Below are 17,753 nucleotides of genomic sequence, written 5' to 3'. Positions count from 1 at the left end.
AGCCTCAAAACATCAGCTGTGTTTTGCAGATATGAGCACTTTTATGAAAAAAATCACATTTCTTCTTTTCTTGTTTTTTGCGCAGCTTGAACTCTTTGCGCAAGATTTCACCGTCACTTCCTATGCTGTGGATATTACGATTCACGAAGCTGGTTACTTTGATGTAGTCGAGAAATACAATCTCAATTTTGAAGTACCGAAGCACGGGATTTTTAGGAATATTCAGACTTCCTACGATTTGCTCACGGAAAATACTGAGGAAGAAACGCGTAAAATCAAACTAAGCGACATTGAAGTTCCCGGTTATATGTTTGATGCTCCGTCAGCTTTGGGACAAAAAATGTCCGATAACCTACAAATCAAAATCGGTGATGCAGATGTGACCCTTGAAGGTCCTCAAGAGTATGAAATCCGATATAGAGTAGAGAATGCATTCCTGCATGAGAAGGAAGCGATACAATTCTATTGGAATATCAAGCCTAGTGACTGGAATGCACCATTTTATGAAATTGATTTCAACGTGCATTTGCCTGATGGAATCACCCTAGATGAGGGAGATTACTTTCTCTATTCAGGCACTGTTGGCTCAGATGTCCCTACATCAGATTTCCAAACTACCTATTCCAACGGAGTCTTTTCTGGGACTAGCAACCCCAAAGTGGTTTCTTCCGGTGGAGAAGCGATAACAGTTCTGTTGAAATTACCTTTGGGAAGTATCAAAGAAATCAAACCGTTTTGGCCATTTTGGACTGATTACGGTTGGACGATTATCCTAGCGTTGGTGTTCTTTGGATTCTATGGTATTTGGAAAAAGCACGGCAAAGACGATCATGTCACCACCACAACCAGCTATTACCCACCCAAAGGAATGGATCCAGCGATGGTGGGCTTCTTGATAGACGATTCGGGAGACACCAATGATCTCATTTCATTAATTCCATTTTGGGCATCACAAGGCCATATTACTATAGAAGAAATTGACAAAAAAGGATGGTTTGCTAAGGATGATACTAAACTAGCCAAACTAAAGGAACTTGATTCAGATACTCCTTTATATCAGCATCAACTTTTCGATGGGTTATTTGGCAATAGATCAGAAGTTCTGGTTAGCAGCTTAAAGGATAAGTTTTATACCACAATGAGCAAGGCAAAAGGTACACTCAAAGATTCATCACAAATTTATTATGTCAATAAATCACGAAGAATTAAGAATTTCACGATTGCTGGGTTAATCCTTTCCTTATTCATTCTAGTCCCAACTTTTCTGCTCCACTGGGGGATAATAGCCACAATCGCCGTTGGCGCTTCAGTCATTTTCTTAATTATCATGAGTCAATTTCTGATTAAAAAAAACAAAGAGGGGACTGCAATTTTAACCGAACTGAAAGGCTTCAAACAATTCATTAAAGTAGCTGAGGAAAACAAGCTCAAAATGCTTTTGAAAGAAGATCCTACTTACTTCGAGTCCACGATGAGCTATGCCTTGGCATTTGGAATGTTTGACAAATGGGCGAAAAAATTTGATGCACTGAATATAGAGCCACCAACTTGGTATTATTCTTCAACAGGCAGAATGTTGTCCATGAATCATTTCTCCAAATCCTTTACTAATTCAATCAAATCAACCCAATCAACTATGGTGAGTTCTCCATCAAGCTCTGGAAGCTCAGGTGGTGGTGGATCGTCAGGAGGAGGATTTGGCGGCGGAGGAGGAGGAAGCTGGTAAGCTTGATATTCCATTGAGCCAATTAATAACTTATTTCATCTGTTTATAATTGTTTTTTAAAGGTCATACCCTGTCCCGTCCGCCGCGGCGGATCGGGAGAATCTCGCAAGTCTTATAATCATCCCAGTGTGTGACGCTTGAGTCATACTCGATTTCTGGGTAAATGAGATAGCTTTTATTTCCTATGAAATCTATGTAGCTATGTAGCCAATCTTACACCACTCATTCCAGCACCTCTAAGGTACCCAGCGCATGCTGCATCAATACTTCTTGGAAATACAAGGTATATGTTGCCTGTGCCTGATCAGCTTGTGCACTTACTAGTTGTTGATTAGCAGTTGCCAAATCGACGAAATTGGAAATACCAAGCCGAAATCGCTCTCCAATCGCAAGTTGAGCCTCTGTAGCAGCCAAAACCTGAATTTCAGTATTCCCTTCTTTCTTTACCGCTGCCAAATAATTTTGGTGTGCCAGCTTCACATCTTGATATATTTTTCTGTTAACCGATTCCTTTTGCAAGACCTGATTTTTATAGGCAACCCTACTCCTACTTACATCCAACTTTGTCTGGAAATTATTGAAAATCGGTATAGAAAGACTAATTCCAACTGTGTTTTGTGGATATACTTTCCAAAGTTGATCCTGTAGATTCCGATCATCCAAAGAGGTGAAGAAGGTATTGTAATTATAAAATGCACCTATTCTTGGATAATACATGGCCTTGATTGCCTGCATATCCTTTTTGAAAGACATCACCAAAAGCTCTTGCTGTGTACGATCAGCTCTATTAATCTGAGCTATATCATACAGCTCAGGCATACCCATTTCTGCAAATCTCAAGCTTTCAATTCTCGGATCTACTGACTCCAATACAGGTATAACGCCAGGTTCAAGCTGCAGATACTCCGAAAGGTCCCAGAGATCATTTTGTAGCTGCAATTCCGAATCTACAGCTACAGATTCCAGCCTAGCCACTTCTGACTGCTGATTGTATTTATCTGACAGGGTGCGTAAACCTGCATCGACAAATCCCTCAATTTGCCTTAACTGCTCTTTTTGATTATCTAGATTTTGAATAGAAATCCTTACCAATTCCTCATCTAGAAGTACTTGGAGATACCGTCTTGCCACTTCGAACATCACTTGTTGAGATGCTCTGTCAAGACCTTTTTCTCCAGCTTCATAAGCAAGCTTCGAGGATTGTGTATCCAGTATCCTTCTTCCGGAATTGAAGATTGGCATGTTCACATTCAGTCCCGCATTGACTACCTCATTTCTTACATTGGTCACTACTATCTCCCCCTCAATCTGCTGAAACTGCTGTCCTGACTGCTGAGAAAAGGAGCTATTGATGTTTGCATTGGGAAGATGGGAAAGAAGAGCCGACTGCTTTTGCAGCTTTAGCACTTCCATGTTATTGGACTGGGTCTGGTAGGCTACATTTGCTGCCAGGGCCAAATCAACAGCCTGTCTAAAATTAAGCCTTAGCGTATCCTGAGCCCGAATAGTACCCGCAATTAGTACTGCAATCAAAAGGGTTATATACTTTTTATACATGGATAATCGCTTCATCTTTTTCTATTTTACCATCCAGCATATCGATTAATCGCGAGCCGTAATCCGCATTCTCTCTAGCGTGAGTAGCCTGAATAATTGTAGTTCCTTCTCGGTGCAATTCCTGGAACACCTCCATGATTTCCTTGGCTTGTCCGGAGTGTAGATTGCCCGTAGGCTCATCTGCAAGAAGTACTCGGGGTTTTCCAGCCACTGCTCTTGCTATACCCACTAGCTGCTGTTGCCCCCCCGAAAGTTGGGCAGGAAAAAGATCCTTTTTGGCCACCATATTAAATCTGTCCAACAGATTAGCAATAATACTTTTGCGCTCACTGGAAGAGACTTTTCTATACAACAGTGGCGTCTCAATATTTTCATACACAGTCAATTCATCAATCAAGTGATAGGCTTGGAATATGTATCCAAACTCACTTTTATGAAGTGAGGCACGCTCTCGATCCTTCATGGATTTGATGCTTCTATCACCAAATAGGTAATCTCCATCATACTCTTCATCAAGTAAGCCAAGGATATTAAGAAGAGTGGATTTCCCTGCACCACTTGGTCCCATCAGGGTGATAAATTCCCCTTCGTCGATAGTAAGATTAATTCCTTTGAGAATAAACACCCGCTGGAAACGAGATTCGATGTATTTATCCAGGTCCTTTAATTGTATCATTTTTAATAGAAATATTTGAATTACTAGTCCGCCGAGGCGGGTTGAAAAAGTGGAAAATTTGAGCATAATTATTTTCAATCTCTTTTCTCCATTCTTATCAAGTATATTTCCACTTTTATGCCACAAAAAAATGCCTCTGAATAAACTCCAGAGGCATTTTTATACATATATCAAGTTTGCTATCTCGAACGTTTTTGTTCGCCAGCGAACAAAGACACTATCCAATTTTCATTAATCAATAGTCAATTCCAGATTCTTGACTCTTAAGACTAGGCCCTGTAATCTTGATACATGCTACTTAATACTAAGTACTTTCTTAAAACTTACGGTACTTCCCTTTCAGGAATTTGTTCGCTTTCCTCTCAGCAAACTTCGCTTTTTTGCTATTCCAGTGCAGTGTTTCGTTAGGGAATCGGCCTGCAATCACACCCAGCAAAATAGTTTCTGTCAATCTAGATGCATAGGAGAATGGCGCAGTAGTTTCACCTTTGCCCAGGCAGGCATCTACAAACTGGTGGTAGTGCTTCTTGCTTTCAGAATCGTAATCTTTTACAGGCTTACCCAAATTGAATGATTCTATATCCATTTCTACATATTCTCCATCCACGATTTTTCGAGGCAACTGCTGGAAGTGCGGCAATAGGAGTCTGCCCTTTTCCCCCATAAACATTGCTCCTTGATCAGGCAATTCATCTCCATTTGGAAGCAGCAAATCCTCATGTGCCTCTGGAGCTCCGATTCCATCATACCAAACCCATTTCAATGTCTCAGCAGTGTGCTTAGTGCCAGGAAATTCATAGGTCACAACATTTTTAGCAGGAAAGCCAAATCCGGTAGGTTCACGACACTCATTGATAATCGTACGAGGAACGTCTAGCTCAAGCGCATTGTATGGCGTGTCAAAAATATGTACTCCCATATCTCCAAGTGTACCACAACCGTAATCCATTATCTTTCTCCAGTTTCCAGGATGGTAAAAACCTTCTTTGTATGGACGCTCTGGTGCGGTCCCTTGCCACAGATTCCAGTCTAGACTAGCAGGAACAGGATCAGATCCTTCTGGCTCAGGTCCATCGTAGCCCCAGTCTTTTGGTGACCAAGCACGGACGGTATGCACTTTACCGATGATTCCGGACTGTATAAGCAGGGTTGCTAATTTATAATCATAGAAAGAATGAACCTGGATACCCATCTGAGTCACCAAATTCTTTTCAGCTGCCATTTTGCTCATTTCTCTAGCCTCACTCACATGGTGGGTCAACGGCTTCTGACAATACACGGGCTTGTTCATGTCCATTGCCATCATTGATGCAGGGGCATGCGTATGATCTGGTGTAGAAACTATCACAGCATCGATTTGATCACCCATCTCTTTCAGCAATTCTCGATAGTCTGTATAGATTTTAGCGTTTGGATGAAGGGCTTTGGCTTTGGCAAGATTCACACTATCTACGTCACACAGCGCAGTGACATCCACCAAATCATGCGATGAAATGGCGTCCAAATCAGCCATACCCATACCGCCAAGGCCAATATGTGCCGTTCTTAGGCGTTCGCCGGCTTTTAGTCTGGCCAAAAGAGAAGGAGCTAATGCAGCTCCCAAGATCCCTAAACCACTCTTTTTGACAAAATCTCTACGGTCAATACTCTCAATGTTCTTACTCATGTTTTCAGTGAATTTATTACTGGGTTATTTTATTGTTCTTTGATACTGATATTTCTAAAACGGACTACATCACCATGACCTAAAAAGCCGATATGCCCCGAATTTCGCTGCAAACCCGGATGATCTTTGTGATCCAATGTACCGTTTTTACTTGCTTCTAGATAATCCCCCTCTAAAATCGTCTCCCCGTTGAGAATGATTTTGATGTGCGGATGATTTACTATCACTTCCTGTGAATTCCATTCGCCTACAGGATTAAGAAATCCGCGCTTGGCAGGTATGACCCCATACACAGAACCATGAAATTGGTATTCTTGAAGTTCGGAATACTTCTCTGCGGTATTATCCAAGATCTGAAGTTCCTTGCCCACATAAGCCGCATCTCCGTCTAATGGTGCATGAATTCCAAGTCCATTATTGGCTCCGGGAGTGAGTTGAAATTCAAATCGAAGGATAAAATCCCCATACTCCTTCTCAGTATAAAGATTTCCTCCACCAGTACCCTTCGGATCAATCACAATCATTCCATTTTCTGCTCGGTAAGAACTTTTATTCCCCACCCAACCCTCCAGGTTTTCGCCATTGAATAGTCTGACGAAGCCATTACCGGGGCTACTTTTTTGCGAAGTGCATGAAGTTAAAGTCATTGCAGAAGCAAAAAGTGCCAGAAAGAAAACAGAATTTGATTTGGACATAGGAGTTTTTAGAATTGCTTAATTGCAGCCAATAATTAAAATTGAAATGCAATTTAACCTTTCATGTCAATTTTCAGCTAATTGACTTACTTAAAAATTTTATTTACATCTATGGGGATTTATTGATTTTTTCGGGGAAGATGTTGATTGGATTTGTAAAAAGTAACATGTCCAATGTAAAAAATATGTGTAAACATCGTCATTGAGAAGGCCCCCTAAATGAATAACAATGCACTGACGATTTTGCCCTGAAGCAATCTCAAGCCCGACAAATACAGATGTTACGTAATGCTATCATTAGAACGTTCTACATATATCAAATTGCAATTGATTTCCTCCCACCTAAAACTACCTACAAATTACCAATTACAGTTTTTTTTCACAAACCAGACACCTATCGTCAGGATTATTTTTTGTCCTTTTTCGTATTCCAATTAGCCGGTATTTTGAAATCAAATGGAGCAGAACAAAGCAGAACGTTATTTCAAAGGGCATGGATCGCAGATCAATTCTTCCAGCCACCGAATGAGAGCATAAAGAAAGTCAGATGTACTCTGGGATGGCACAGCCATGGTAAAAGCATTATCTGAGTAAGGCAGTCAGCCAACAAAAAGCTGGCCTACCATGTGTTCTCCAGTTTCCCTGTCGATATAGATAAAGGTCTTCCCCGCAAAATTCTATATAGAGCTTTTCTGCGGGTTTGTGGTCAAGAACAATGGACGGTTTTCCTTTTGCAGCCTCCTGCTGATCAAGATGGAAACAGAATTGGGAGTAGCACAAACAGAGGGGGTCAACATCATGTTGACCTCATGCTAACGATTTATGCTGACCCTTTTCCGCTAACAAGGTCTTGCTCTATCGTAAATTATTTAAACAAAATTATGCAAACACACGATTCATTGAAAAACAGAAGTGACCTCTGAGAATAAATCGAAAATAAAGAATTTTAAGGCAGAGTTAACTGGATTTGTTACAAAAACCACTTAACTCTGAGGGGCAGTTTTCCGCACTGAAAGGGAGGCAATATGATCGCTATATGCAAATTTGCACTTGTAAAGAAAGACTGCTCATCCCTTGTTTTCTGGATCTGCCACGTAATACAGGCCACCGTCCACCCAAAACCAGCCCAACTTCCCTGAACCCTATATTTATTATCTGACGCGTGATATAAGTATGATCGGCCCTCCTCAACTGTGTGAAGGGGAATTGAGATGTTCGATATGCATTCGGGGTACAAGTTCACATCGTAATTCCCATAGCTTCCCATTCCTGAGGCGTTGGGAGATTTTTGAATGGATTTCGGGAAATTAATATTGACTTGGGGCTCTTCATCTGATGGCATCTGTGCTTGTATAGGAACGATAAATACAAATCCATCCGAACATCCCATAAGGTTTAGTTTAGGGTTTTCTGAGAATCGGTTTAAGTCTGTGCTGCTGCCTGTTTGAGGGAAGAAATTGGTAGTCGTGTTTTTACTTATGACTCAGGATTCTTTCAAAGACATCCTTCAGCCTAAAACTAGCTTTGGTGCCTAGGCATGATCTGGTACGGAAGGTCTTTTTTACCGTCATAGTTAATCAGCTATTCTAGCCAATTGCTTCAGTGGAGGTTCGCTTAAGTCTATACACCACTTTCCGAAATTGAGATGTTTCAGCCCTATCGCAAGCTGTTTTTATAAACTCCACTTCCGGATTTAGGCAAGCCAAAAAGTAATCTTGGCCCATACACCATCCTTTTTTTCATTATTCTAAGAATCAGCTGCACTCACCTAAGGAACTCTTTTTTTATGGAACCATCCACTGCCCAGAAGCATTGTCTAGATACCTGCCTTGGTCTGAACGACAAATCTGTCCAATTCTCTTCATCACATCCTGTGTAGATCTGGAGGCAAGTTTAATGAGTTTTTTCAATCCTAAACTATAAAAATATAATGGCTAAATGTTTCGCACTAATAGGCTGGAGTCTGCCTGTAATAGAAAGTATGCAAAAAACCGGAAGACCTTTCGTGGTGGTTTCCTTTGCAGATTTTGAACCTTACGCAACTGAAAATAATATCCCTTTTATCTCCTACCCACTGGACGAATGGAGTGATACATCAAACTCGATTGACTTATTCGAAAAGCTGAAGTCCTTTGATGCAGACGTAGCTGTACCGCTTTATGAAGAAACTGTAGAGTGGGCTGGCGCATTGAATTCTATCTATCGTGGAGATCCACGTGTGCTCAATAGAGCATTTTTGTTCAGAAATAAAGCCATGATGAAGCGTAAGGCGCTAATTGGTGGTTTACGTGTCGGATTATTTGAGGAAGTTTTCAACAAGGAAGGTGTAAAAGCCTTTATGAAGAGACTAAATCAAGCTAACCTTCAATTGGACGGAGAAGAAGATAGCTGGGTGCATATCAAGCCTTTTGCTTCTGCCGGTACAGTAGGCCACAGATTGCTTCGTTCTCCGAGTGATGTTGATGAAAAATGTGAGGATAGTGATTTCCCATGTCTGGCAGAGAGTCATTTGCCTGGACGCGAGTTTTCTTGCGAGGCATTTATCAATAAAGGCAAGATTCGATTCCTGAATATTACAGAATATGTCAAGTTGGGCTATTCCAATTTTATTCCTGAGGGAAGATACTTGGAAAGCAAACGTGATTTAATTCACAAGGAAGTACAAAAGATGGTGGACATCTTTGGGATTGAGTATGGTATGGTGCATCCTGAGTGGTTCCTTACGGAAAAGGATGAGCTCAATTTCGGGGAAACCGCATGCAGAATACCCGGTGGACATATATTAGAACTTTGTTCTAAGTCCTATGAATTCGATGCACTGGCCGCTTTTGTGATCTGCCATGATCCCAATGTAACAGAAGAGGAACTTGATGAGATTTTTCCTGCAAAGGACTTTAAGCCCACAAATTATCATGGCAATGTGATGATTTATCCTCGCAAGCGTCAATTCTCAAAGCTTGAAATCCCCGAATCGCTTAACAATGAGCCCTACTTTGTAGAGCATACGCTTATTGCACCATACGAAGGTCAGAAGCTCAGCGGTGATCGAGATGGATTTGGAAATCACTTTGGAACTATCAACTTTCGAGGAGAAGATCCGGATCGTATGACTGAGTTGCTGAAGCATTATGAAGAGGAAGAGTTTTACGTATAAAAATAGCAGACGCAATACATGGAGTTAACAACCGATAAGGTATTTAGTAATTTTGACCAAAATCTTCTGGAGTTTATCGACTCCGGAGCGCTTACCAAGCAGGAAAAAGCGAATAAATTAGCAAGTCACATCGATATCTTGAGCTTGACCAGAAGTGGTCTTGCTCATCTTTATAGTAAAAGCGCAGAACTTGATCGCGCCGAGTTTTTCAAAGGCACTTCTTGGAGTGAACCAGATAAGCTCATTCCCTTTTTGGTCAAGGGAACGCTAAAATATGGCCACCCATCTTCCAGCTTTGAGACACTTTCAGAACTCCGGATGTTGCGCTATTCAAAAGGAGAGGATGTTCATGCAGCACTTTCTGCAGAGGATGCACAGCGCTATATGGAAGAGGTGATTGTACATAATTTGGAGTTTGCCCTACGAGAGCCAAATGAGGAAACTAGAGTTCAAATGTCTGAAAGAGAGTTAAAAAAGGCATTCAACCTTTTTGGCTTTATCATGTCTGAAATGGACCTAGATGGGGTTTACGAAAAGCTTATAGTAGAAGTACAGATGATCTGCGAACAGCGCCCTATACGTACGCAGAAGGCCAGAGAACTGATTAGTTTGGTAAGGCGGAGATTTGATACCACTGGAGGTTCGGAAAAAGACCGTGCTATTCGTGTTTACATCAATGCATTACATGCTCCTTCCAAAGGCGCGAAAGATAATGAAGGGAAGGAGCCTTATCGTCAGTTTGTAGCGGAGGCTAATGAAACCACATTGGCTTCGGAGTCGCATGAAATGGGTGAGTATATGAATGCGACAGGTTTAGTCAGTGGTTATCATGCCATCCTATTGAAGCATATTGTTACCGAAAATCCAAATCTTGTCCCCATCTGCCTTGACCTTAATGATCGAGGGATTGCTGAATGGGAGAAATTTCATGAGTTGATTTCCTTATTGATTTTGGATACAGTGAGCTGGGATAATTGTCAATGTATCTATGGGCTTGCTCGTATGCTTGGCAAGAATTTGTTTTCCAGAAGACCGGTACGTGTGGGCTTAGAAAACTTACGCAAAATCAAGATTAATTCTCAGGTGGAAAAAAGGATTTTAAAATCCTTGATTGGCCGTGATGCTGAAATAACCGCCTTGCAGTATTTGATCGGGGGAACAATCAAAGTTTTGGGTCAACCACTTGGTGTCGGTCAGGGCAATAATCCAACTTGCCAATCTGCAAGAGGAATAAGCATGTGGAGTCAGCATTCGCCTGCCAAATTAATCGACATGATCATTACTGTATCAACCCAGAATAATTTGATCATGCGTTTTGAGAATCAAAACCTTACTTCCAATAATTTGATAAAGGGGCTAGTCGATCAGTTAGATTATAATCTAGATGTGGTATCAGTGGTTTTGGTGCCTCATTTGGACAAAATCTATAATGAGATGATGAGGCTTTCCTCCGGACGATGGGATGATCCTCATAAGTGGGTCAATCCTGCCATGTATGGCCACTGGATTCAAGTGGGTTTTGCCTCATGCTATGATTATTTGAGTAATTCCATTCTGGACTTTGCGGGGTATGAGCGTATCTTTTATGCAGCTTTTCATCCGGAGTTCAACGGAAACCAACACATGGTGTATCCTAATCCTGTGGGTATTTTCATCACGAGTAACAAAGGTGATATGATCGGTTTTCATGCTGTTTCGCTACTGCGAGTGGAAGAAAGTCCTTCAGGTGAAATGCGTGCCTATTTTCTAAATCCCAACAATGAAGGCCGTCAGGACTGGGGTCAGGATATAATGCCCTCAGTGCATGGAAATGGTGAAAAACAAGGTGAATCCTCGCTACCATTTTACCAGTTTGCGGCAAGAGTTTATGCTTTTCATTACAGTCCCTTGGATGTTACAACTAGGATTAACGAAGTCCCTGCTGAGGAGCTAAATAAAGTAGAGAAGTTGGCAAGAGAAAGCTGGGGTAAATCTTATATCTGGATTCAACAAACTAAACTATGGTAAGACATTCGTCGAGAATAGAACTGAGTCAATCCTCGCTGACGAACAATATTAATTTCATTAAAAAAAAAATCGGTGATGGGGTGAAAATATCTTCTGTTGTAAAAGCCAATGCGTATGGTCATGGCATTCGTGAATTTGTGAAAATGGCAGAAAAAGCCGGCGTGAACCATTTTGCAACAGCATCAGCCTTTGAAGCTGAGGAAGTGCTGGAGGCAAAGTCAGCCAGTAGTGATGTCATGATCATGGGTATTCTTTATGATGAAGATATTGATTGGGCTGTTGGCCACGATATTGAGTTTTATGTATTCAATTATGGAAGGTTACCGCTTGTTCTTGAATCGGCTAAAAGGCTCGGTAAGCAGGCTAAAGTTCACATTGAAGTAGAAACAGGTGCAAACCGGACAGGACTGAGCAAAAGTGAATTCACCGCAACGTTAAATTTTTTAAAGAAGAATGATGAAGAAATAGCTTTCAAAGGTCTTTGCACACATTTTGGTGGAGCGGAAAGCTTTTCGAACCAGTTTAAAATCACCATGCAGCATGAGCGATACAAAAATTTCCTAAAGCAATGTAAGCAAAAGAACATCCTGCCGGAGATTCGACACATTGCTAGTTCTGCTGCTGCTTTGGCTTATAAAGACACCGTTTATGACATGGTAAGAATTGGCGTGGCACAATATGGATTTTGGCCCAGCCCAGATATTTATTACATGCATTTGCAAGAGATCGGTAAGCAATCGGATGGGGCGCTCAAGAGGATATTTACCTGGAAAACTGATGTGATGGACGTTCGGGATGTAGATGCAGGTGAATTTATCGGGTATGGCACATCCTATCAAGCTTCTCAGGACATGAAGGTAGCGGTCATGCCGCTGGGTTATTCTAATGGATATCCACGTGCACAATCTAACATTGGCCATGTGCTTATTAAGGGAAAAAAAGTACAGATAGTAGGTCTGATCAATATGAATCTTTTCATGGTAGATGTCTCGCACCTTTCTGGAGTGAAAGTAGGTGATGAGGTGGTGCTGGTGGGGCGGCAAAATAACAATACGATCAATATAAGTTCATTTTCACAAGTGACTCAGCTGCTCAATAATGAAATGCTCAGCCGACTACCTGCGGCCATTCCTAGAAAAACTGTGAAATAACTCACTGTATTCTAAACCCCAGCCAGCTCCTCGAAATCTATTTCCATAAAATCGACTACATACTTTGCCCAGCAAGTTTCTACGAAAAGGACATGGTCAGGATGCTGATTGTAATTATTATACTGGTCTTGATTTTCAAACTCCATAGACAAGCCAAAATCAAACTTGTTTTTAGCACTGAGCTGACGCAAGACTCGAAAATTCTTAACCCCCGGAATGGATGCCAATTTCGCTGCACCTTGTAAGAATTCACGTTCCTCAGCCGACCCTTTCGGGAATTTCAACTTGAAGAAAATGGAGTGTGTAAGCATAGGATAGTTCTGATTCTTAATAAGTTAAGCTTTTAAGGTAAGCGATACTTTTGGGCAAATTCTCTAGCTCTTCATCGCTTTCATCTTCTATAAACATATGCTTGATTCCAAGCTTGTTAGATTCGCGAAGAATACCTGGGATATCCAGTTCGCCAGCTCCTAGGGTCACATCATTTTCAGGACCAGTCAAACCAGTCATATCTTTGGGAGCTCCCTTTCGGAAATCTTTCAGGTGCAGTGAAACCCATCTTTTGCCATATTTCTTCAACAAAGCCACTGGATCTCCTCCACCAAAGTGTGTCCACATGACATCCATTTGAAAGGATACATATTTTGGATCAGTATTCTTGACGATGTAGTCGAATAATGTGCCATTACCGTAAGGCTGGAATTCATAGCCATGGACATGGTACATAAATGTGATCCCATTTTCCGCCAGCACTTTCCCTCCCTCGTTGAAAGCCTTGATAGCGCGATCTGCATTCTCCTTGGTGAAGTCTCCATTATGAGGCAGCCAAGCCACCATCACATAGTTAGCTCCCAATTCTTTTACCCGATCAGCGACCGCCTGAGGATCGGATTCTAATTGTTCAAATCCTGTACCGGTGGACGGGATACTTATTCCTCTGGCTTCGCAAAGTTTAAGAAACTCTTCTGTCGTTATTCCTTTTGGCGCACCACCTTCCAGCTCGGTAAAACCCATTTTCTGAATGATATCCAGTGTAGATTCTACGCCATTTCCCCAGTGATTTCGGAAAGAGTAGGCCTGCACTCCTAGTGGTGCCTGCATTAGTGGGTCTCCTTTTTTCTGTGCAAAAGTTGAAGATGGAAACAAGCCGATCATTAAAACGGCAAGGATTAGTATGTTTATTTTTTTCATTTCGAAAGGATTAGAAAATTTTAAGATTGGAAAATTACTACTTCACTTTGGACTGTCAACTGTCGAAAGCGGATTATTTACAGGTTCTGTCGATTTAGCTCATCTACTGCGTAATTAGCAGCGCGCGCAGTCATTGCCATAAAGGTAAGTGTTGGGTTTTGAGTACTTGTGCTGGTCATGCATGCGCCATCTGTAACAAAGACATTCTTACAGTGATGGAGTTGGTTCCATTCATTCAGAAGCGAAGTCTTCGGGTCTCGTCCCATTCGTACCCCTCCCATTTCGTGTATGTCCGAACCTGGATCAGAATGAGAATCCTCTACTTTGATGTTGGTAAATCCTGCCTTTTCATACATCAGCGTTTGTTGTTCGACAAAATCTGCCACCATCCTATCATCGTTTTCTTTCCACTCCACCGATAGGATGATTTGCGGAATACCATATTTATCCACTTGGTCGGTGCTTAGTCGAATATGATTATCTTCTACTGGAACTGTCTCGCCTTGCATCCAGGCTGCCATATGCCAAATTCCATACTTCTGATTGAGTAGGTTATCACGAAGCTGATCTCCAATCATGCTCGTGTCAGAACCCAACCCTCTTCCACCGGACATCCCAATGGAATACCCCCGTAGGAAATCGGTGTCTTGTTTGAATACATTTCTGAATCGTGGTACATAGGCATGGCCTGGATTTCTTCCATCATTGAATTTATCCACAAAGCCTTCAAAACTTGCATTTCCTTTACCCCGGTAATTATGACATGCCAGGAATTTCCCCATCAATCCATTTTCATTTCCTATTCCTCCGGAAAAAGTAGAAGATTTTGAATTTAGCAAAATGGCATTAGAGGCTATAGTAGAAGCATTGACGAAGATTATTTTGGCGTAAAACTCTATCGCTTCTTTCGTATTCCTATCGATGATTCTGACACCCGTTGCTTTGCCTTTGGCATCATCATATATAATCGACTCCACCACAGCATCTGGTCGGACGGTCAGGTTTCCTGTCTTTTCTGCCCATGGCAAGGTGGAAGCATTTGCGGAAAAATAACCTCCATACATGCACCCTCGATTACACATCCCTTGATGCTGACATTTATTTCTTCCTTGTTGCTTATGTATTTCCTGTGGATCAGTCAAATGTGCACAGCGACCTTGGATCAAGTAGCGATTGTCAAAATTCGAAGCCAGCTGATCCTTGTAATAGTTCTCTATGCAACTCAACTCGAATCCCGGCATCACATCCGAATCAGGTAACTCGGCGAGTCCATCCTTATTCCCAGCGATCCCAGCAAATTTTTCCACATGTGCATACCAAGGCTCCATGTCCTTGTAGCGTATTGGCCAATCAACTGCAAATCCATCACGTGCCGGACCTTCGTAATCAAAATCACTCCAACGCTGTGTAGCTCTTGCCCACAGCAGCGACTTTCCCCCTACATGATATCCACGGAACCACCTAAATGGCTTCTCCTGAATAATAGGTTGCTCATCATCCGCCAAAGCCCAATGGGCAGTCTCCTCTCTAAGCCAACGTCCTCCACCCACTCCTGATCTTTTATCCAAGGGCACTGCTCCTCGAAACTCAAATTCCCAAGGGGCTTTCGATGCGGTTGGGTAATCGTCAATATGTTTAACCATTCTTCCCCGCTCTAGCACGAGAGTTTTTAGGCCTTTCTCGGTAAGTTCTTTAGCAGCCCAGCCTCCGCTAGCTCCTGAACCTATTACGATTGCGTCATAGGTTCTTTTCTCTTTTGAATCTTGTAACATAATAGTTTAGGTTTGGGCAGGTAAATCGGCACATCCGTGGTAATAGCCAGGTGCTACTTTATAATTTCTATAATCCACCATAACTTCTTTGACAGTCGTAAATCCAGTGATCGTTTGCGATTTCATCAGGTCAAAGAACTCACGCTCATCTTCTTTTTCTGAAGAATTCAGTGCTAAGAGCATAGCTTCACGCTCATCCTTAGAAGCTTTTACAAAACCTCTATCATTCAAGGCAGCTAGTTGTAGTTTGATTTTCTCCTGATCTTCTTTTTCGTAACAATGTTCAAAAAGCTTCATTAAATAAACATCCGTCCCTGTGCTTATTGCACCAATAGGCTTGGAATTAGGAGTTGGAGTTTTGGCTGGAATCCCTAATGGGATGATTGTATCTGCTATGCTGGAGATGAGTTTTTCTTCTTTTGCAGTGAAAAAGCCTTCGTGGTTAAAACCATCGAGTAGCTGCCACTTCCAGTCTGCCAGCACGAGTCCGGCTATCCCCACGGCTGAACCGCCCAGGATTTTGAGTGATTTTCTTCGATTCATAGGTTTAATTGGGTTACTATTAATGTCCTAAATATAAGGTTTTAGATTACATCCAACCAGGTAAATCCACCAATGGTATATCACTAGCACTAATGGAGTTCTCCTAAATTAATTCATTGTAATTCCCAATTCATAAGTACATTTTTACTGAAAATCACTTTTATAATTAAATGATTATCCGCACTGTTGCCAGTGATGTCATTTTCGTTGCTTAGGTGGACTTAAGACCGAAGACGGGTGACCGAAGTAGCCTCAATTATTGAGTTCACCAACTCTTATGTTGATTTTGAATCTCTTCTGGTAGAAAAGCGGATATACATTATATACTTATATTCAAAAACAGTCAACTAATCAAACCTATTTATGAAAAACCTAACGTATTTGCTGGCGTATTTCGCCATTATTGCAATGGCATCGTGCAGCAAATCAAGCCAGATTGATGAATCTACCGAAGACGATGTTACCGACAGTACCTCTGCCTTTCTTTCTCAACCCCTGATTACGGATCATTATACAGCAGATCCATCTGCTCATATTTTTGATGGCAAAATCTACATATACCCATCTCATGATGTGGAATCTGATGTTGCCGAAGATGATTTAGGAGCTCATTTCAATATGATGGATTACCATGTTTATTCCATGGATTCCCCTAGCGGAGCAATTACAGATCATGGCAAAATACTGGACGTGGAGGATATTCCTTGGGCAAAAAGGCAGCTGTGGGCACCAGATGCGGCAGAGAAAGACGGTAAATACTACCTCTATTTTCCCGCAAAGGATGGAAAGGATATCTTTAAAATCGGTGTGGCAGTGGGCGATTCACCTACAGGTCCATTCACTGCTCAGCCTGAACCTATCAAAGGAAGCTACAGCATAGACCCTTCAGTTTTCGAAGATTCAGACGGATCATATTACATGTATTTTGGTGGCATTTGGGGAGGGCAATTGCAGAAGTATAGAGACAATCAGTTCGATGATAAAGGAAGCGCACCCACAGACGGTCTTCCAGTAGATGATGAACCAGCTTTAGGCCCTATCATTGCTAAAATGAGTGGGGATATGTTACAGTTCGCTGAGACTCCTCAAGAAATCAAGATTTTGGACGAAAATGGCAACGAACTTCTGAACGGAGATAATGATAGAAGATTTTTTGAAGCTGCCTGGATTCACAAATATATGGGAACCTACTACTTGTCTTATTCTACAGGCGACACGCATTTCATCGCGTATGCAACAGCTGACAATCCCTATGGGCCTTTTACTTATAAAGGTGTAGTTCTGGATCCTGTAGCAGGATGGACCAATCATCATTCAATCGTAGAAGTGGACGGAAGTTGGTTTATCTATTATCACGACACACAACTTTCCGGGAAAACACATCTCAGAAATATCAAAGTTGCCCCATTGAAACATTTGGAAGATGGCAGTATCCAGACTATAGAGCCTATCAGGTAAGGAAGGTAAAACTAAGAACAAACCCTTTATCTATAAAAATGAGGCTGTCTCAAAAGTAGATAGTTTAAAAGGCTAGTCGATTACTCGGCTAGCCTTTCTTGTTTTACTCAAAATATGTACTTTGAGGTGTGGAAAAACAAGACTTAAATGTAGTCTT

General features: G+C 41.6%; 14 protein-coding genes. 5 read left to right on the top strand and 9 right to left on the bottom strand.

What is annotated here, in order from left to right:
- The first annotated feature begins 43 nt into the window (after window positions 1–43).
- Window positions 44–1,726, top strand: a complete 1,683-nt coding sequence (locus U3A58_RS10830; RefSeq protein WP_323823443.1) for a DUF2207 domain-containing protein — start codon at window positions 44–46, stop codon at window positions 1,724–1,726.
- Window positions 1,727–1,948: 222 nt separating this feature from the next.
- Here the strand turns inward: U3A58_RS10830 and U3A58_RS10825 are convergent, their stop codons facing one another.
- From U3A58_RS10825 to U3A58_RS10805, 5 genes are all read right to left on the bottom strand, one after another.
- Complete coding sequence (locus U3A58_RS10825; protein ID WP_323823442.1) at window positions 1,949–3,298, bottom strand: TolC family protein; 1,350 nt, start codon at window positions 3,296–3,298, stop codon at window positions 1,949–1,951.
- Window positions 3,276–3,959 (bottom strand): ABC transporter ATP-binding protein, encoded by a 684-nt coding sequence (locus U3A58_RS10820; protein ID WP_323823441.1) that lies wholly within the window; start codon window positions 3,957–3,959, stop codon window positions 3,276–3,278. Before U3A58_RS10820 ends, U3A58_RS10825 begins: the two co-directional genes overlap by 23 nt.
- Window positions 3,960–4,275: 316 nt before the next feature.
- Entirely contained in the window at window positions 4,276–5,625 is a 1,350-nt protein-coding gene (locus tag U3A58_RS10815; protein ID WP_323823440.1) for a Gfo/Idh/MocA family protein, read from the bottom strand.
- Between the two features lie 29 nt (window positions 5,626–5,654).
- On the bottom strand, window positions 5,655–6,320 hold the full coding sequence (locus U3A58_RS10810) for a 3-keto-disaccharide hydrolase (protein ID WP_323823439.1): 666 nt from the start codon (window positions 6,318–6,320) through the stop codon (window positions 5,655–5,657).
- A gap of 1,784 nt (window positions 6,321–8,104) precedes the next feature.
- Complete coding sequence (locus U3A58_RS10805) at window positions 8,105–8,230, bottom strand: hypothetical protein (protein WP_323823438.1); 126 nt, start codon at window positions 8,228–8,230, stop codon at window positions 8,105–8,107.
- A gap of 20 nt (window positions 8,231–8,250) precedes the next feature.
- Here U3A58_RS10805 and U3A58_RS10800 point away from each other — a divergent pair, with 20 nt between their 5' ends.
- The 3 genes from U3A58_RS10800 to alr are packed head-to-tail and all read left to right on the top strand — an operon-like array spanning window position 8,251 to window position 12,632.
- Complete coding sequence (locus tag U3A58_RS10800; RefSeq protein ID WP_323823437.1) at window positions 8,251–9,474, top strand: ATP-grasp domain-containing protein; 1,224 nt, start codon at window positions 8,251–8,253, stop codon at window positions 9,472–9,474.
- A gap of 18 nt (window positions 9,475–9,492) precedes the next feature.
- Complete coding sequence (locus U3A58_RS10795) at window positions 9,493–11,481, top strand: hypothetical protein (protein ID WP_323823436.1); 1,989 nt, start codon at window positions 9,493–9,495, stop codon at window positions 11,479–11,481.
- The gene (alr, locus tag U3A58_RS10790) at window positions 11,475–12,632 is read left to right on the top strand and encodes an alanine racemase (RefSeq protein WP_323823435.1); all 1,158 of its coding nucleotides are present in this window, start codon (window positions 11,475–11,477) and stop codon (window positions 12,630–12,632) included. Before U3A58_RS10795 ends, alr begins: the two co-directional genes overlap by 7 nt.
- Before the next feature lie 11 nt (window positions 12,633–12,643).
- Here the strand turns inward: alr and U3A58_RS10785 are convergent, their stop codons facing one another.
- The 4 genes from U3A58_RS10785 to U3A58_RS10770 all read right to left on the bottom strand — a co-directional run bounded on the left by U3A58_RS10785 (window position 12,644) and on the right by U3A58_RS10770 (window position 16,138).
- A complete protein-coding gene (locus tag U3A58_RS10785) occupies window positions 12,644–12,943 on the bottom strand; it encodes a Dabb family protein (RefSeq protein ID WP_323823434.1) in 300 nt (99 codons plus the stop codon).
- A gap of 16 nt (window positions 12,944–12,959) precedes the next feature.
- The gene (locus U3A58_RS10780) at window positions 12,960–13,823 is read right to left on the bottom strand and encodes a sugar phosphate isomerase/epimerase family protein (protein WP_323823433.1); all 864 of its coding nucleotides are present in this window, start codon (window positions 13,821–13,823) and stop codon (window positions 12,960–12,962) included.
- 77 nt (window positions 13,824–13,900) lie between these two features.
- Window positions 13,901–15,595 (bottom strand): GMC family oxidoreductase, encoded by a 1,695-nt coding sequence (locus U3A58_RS10775; protein WP_323823432.1) that lies wholly within the window; start codon window positions 15,593–15,595, stop codon window positions 13,901–13,903.
- 6 nt (window positions 15,596–15,601) lie between these two features.
- The gene (locus U3A58_RS10770; RefSeq protein ID WP_323823431.1) at window positions 15,602–16,138 is read right to left on the bottom strand and encodes a gluconate 2-dehydrogenase subunit 3 family protein; all 537 of its coding nucleotides are present in this window, start codon (window positions 16,136–16,138) and stop codon (window positions 15,602–15,604) included.
- Between the two features lie 363 nt (window positions 16,139–16,501).
- On the opposite strand from U3A58_RS10770, the gene U3A58_RS10765 reads away from it, so the two are divergent.
- Entirely contained in the window at window positions 16,502–17,596 is a 1,095-nt protein-coding gene (locus tag U3A58_RS10765; protein ID WP_323823430.1) for a glycoside hydrolase family 43 protein, read from the top strand.
- Window positions 17,597–17,753 lie beyond the last annotated feature (157 nt).

The sequence above is a fragment of the Algoriphagus persicinus genome, assembly GCF_035156415.1.
Classification (GTDB): Bacteria; Bacteroidota; Bacteroidia; order Cytophagales; family Cyclobacteriaceae; genus Algoriphagus; species Algoriphagus persicinus.
This window is presented reverse-complemented; position numbering and strand designations above follow the sequence as displayed.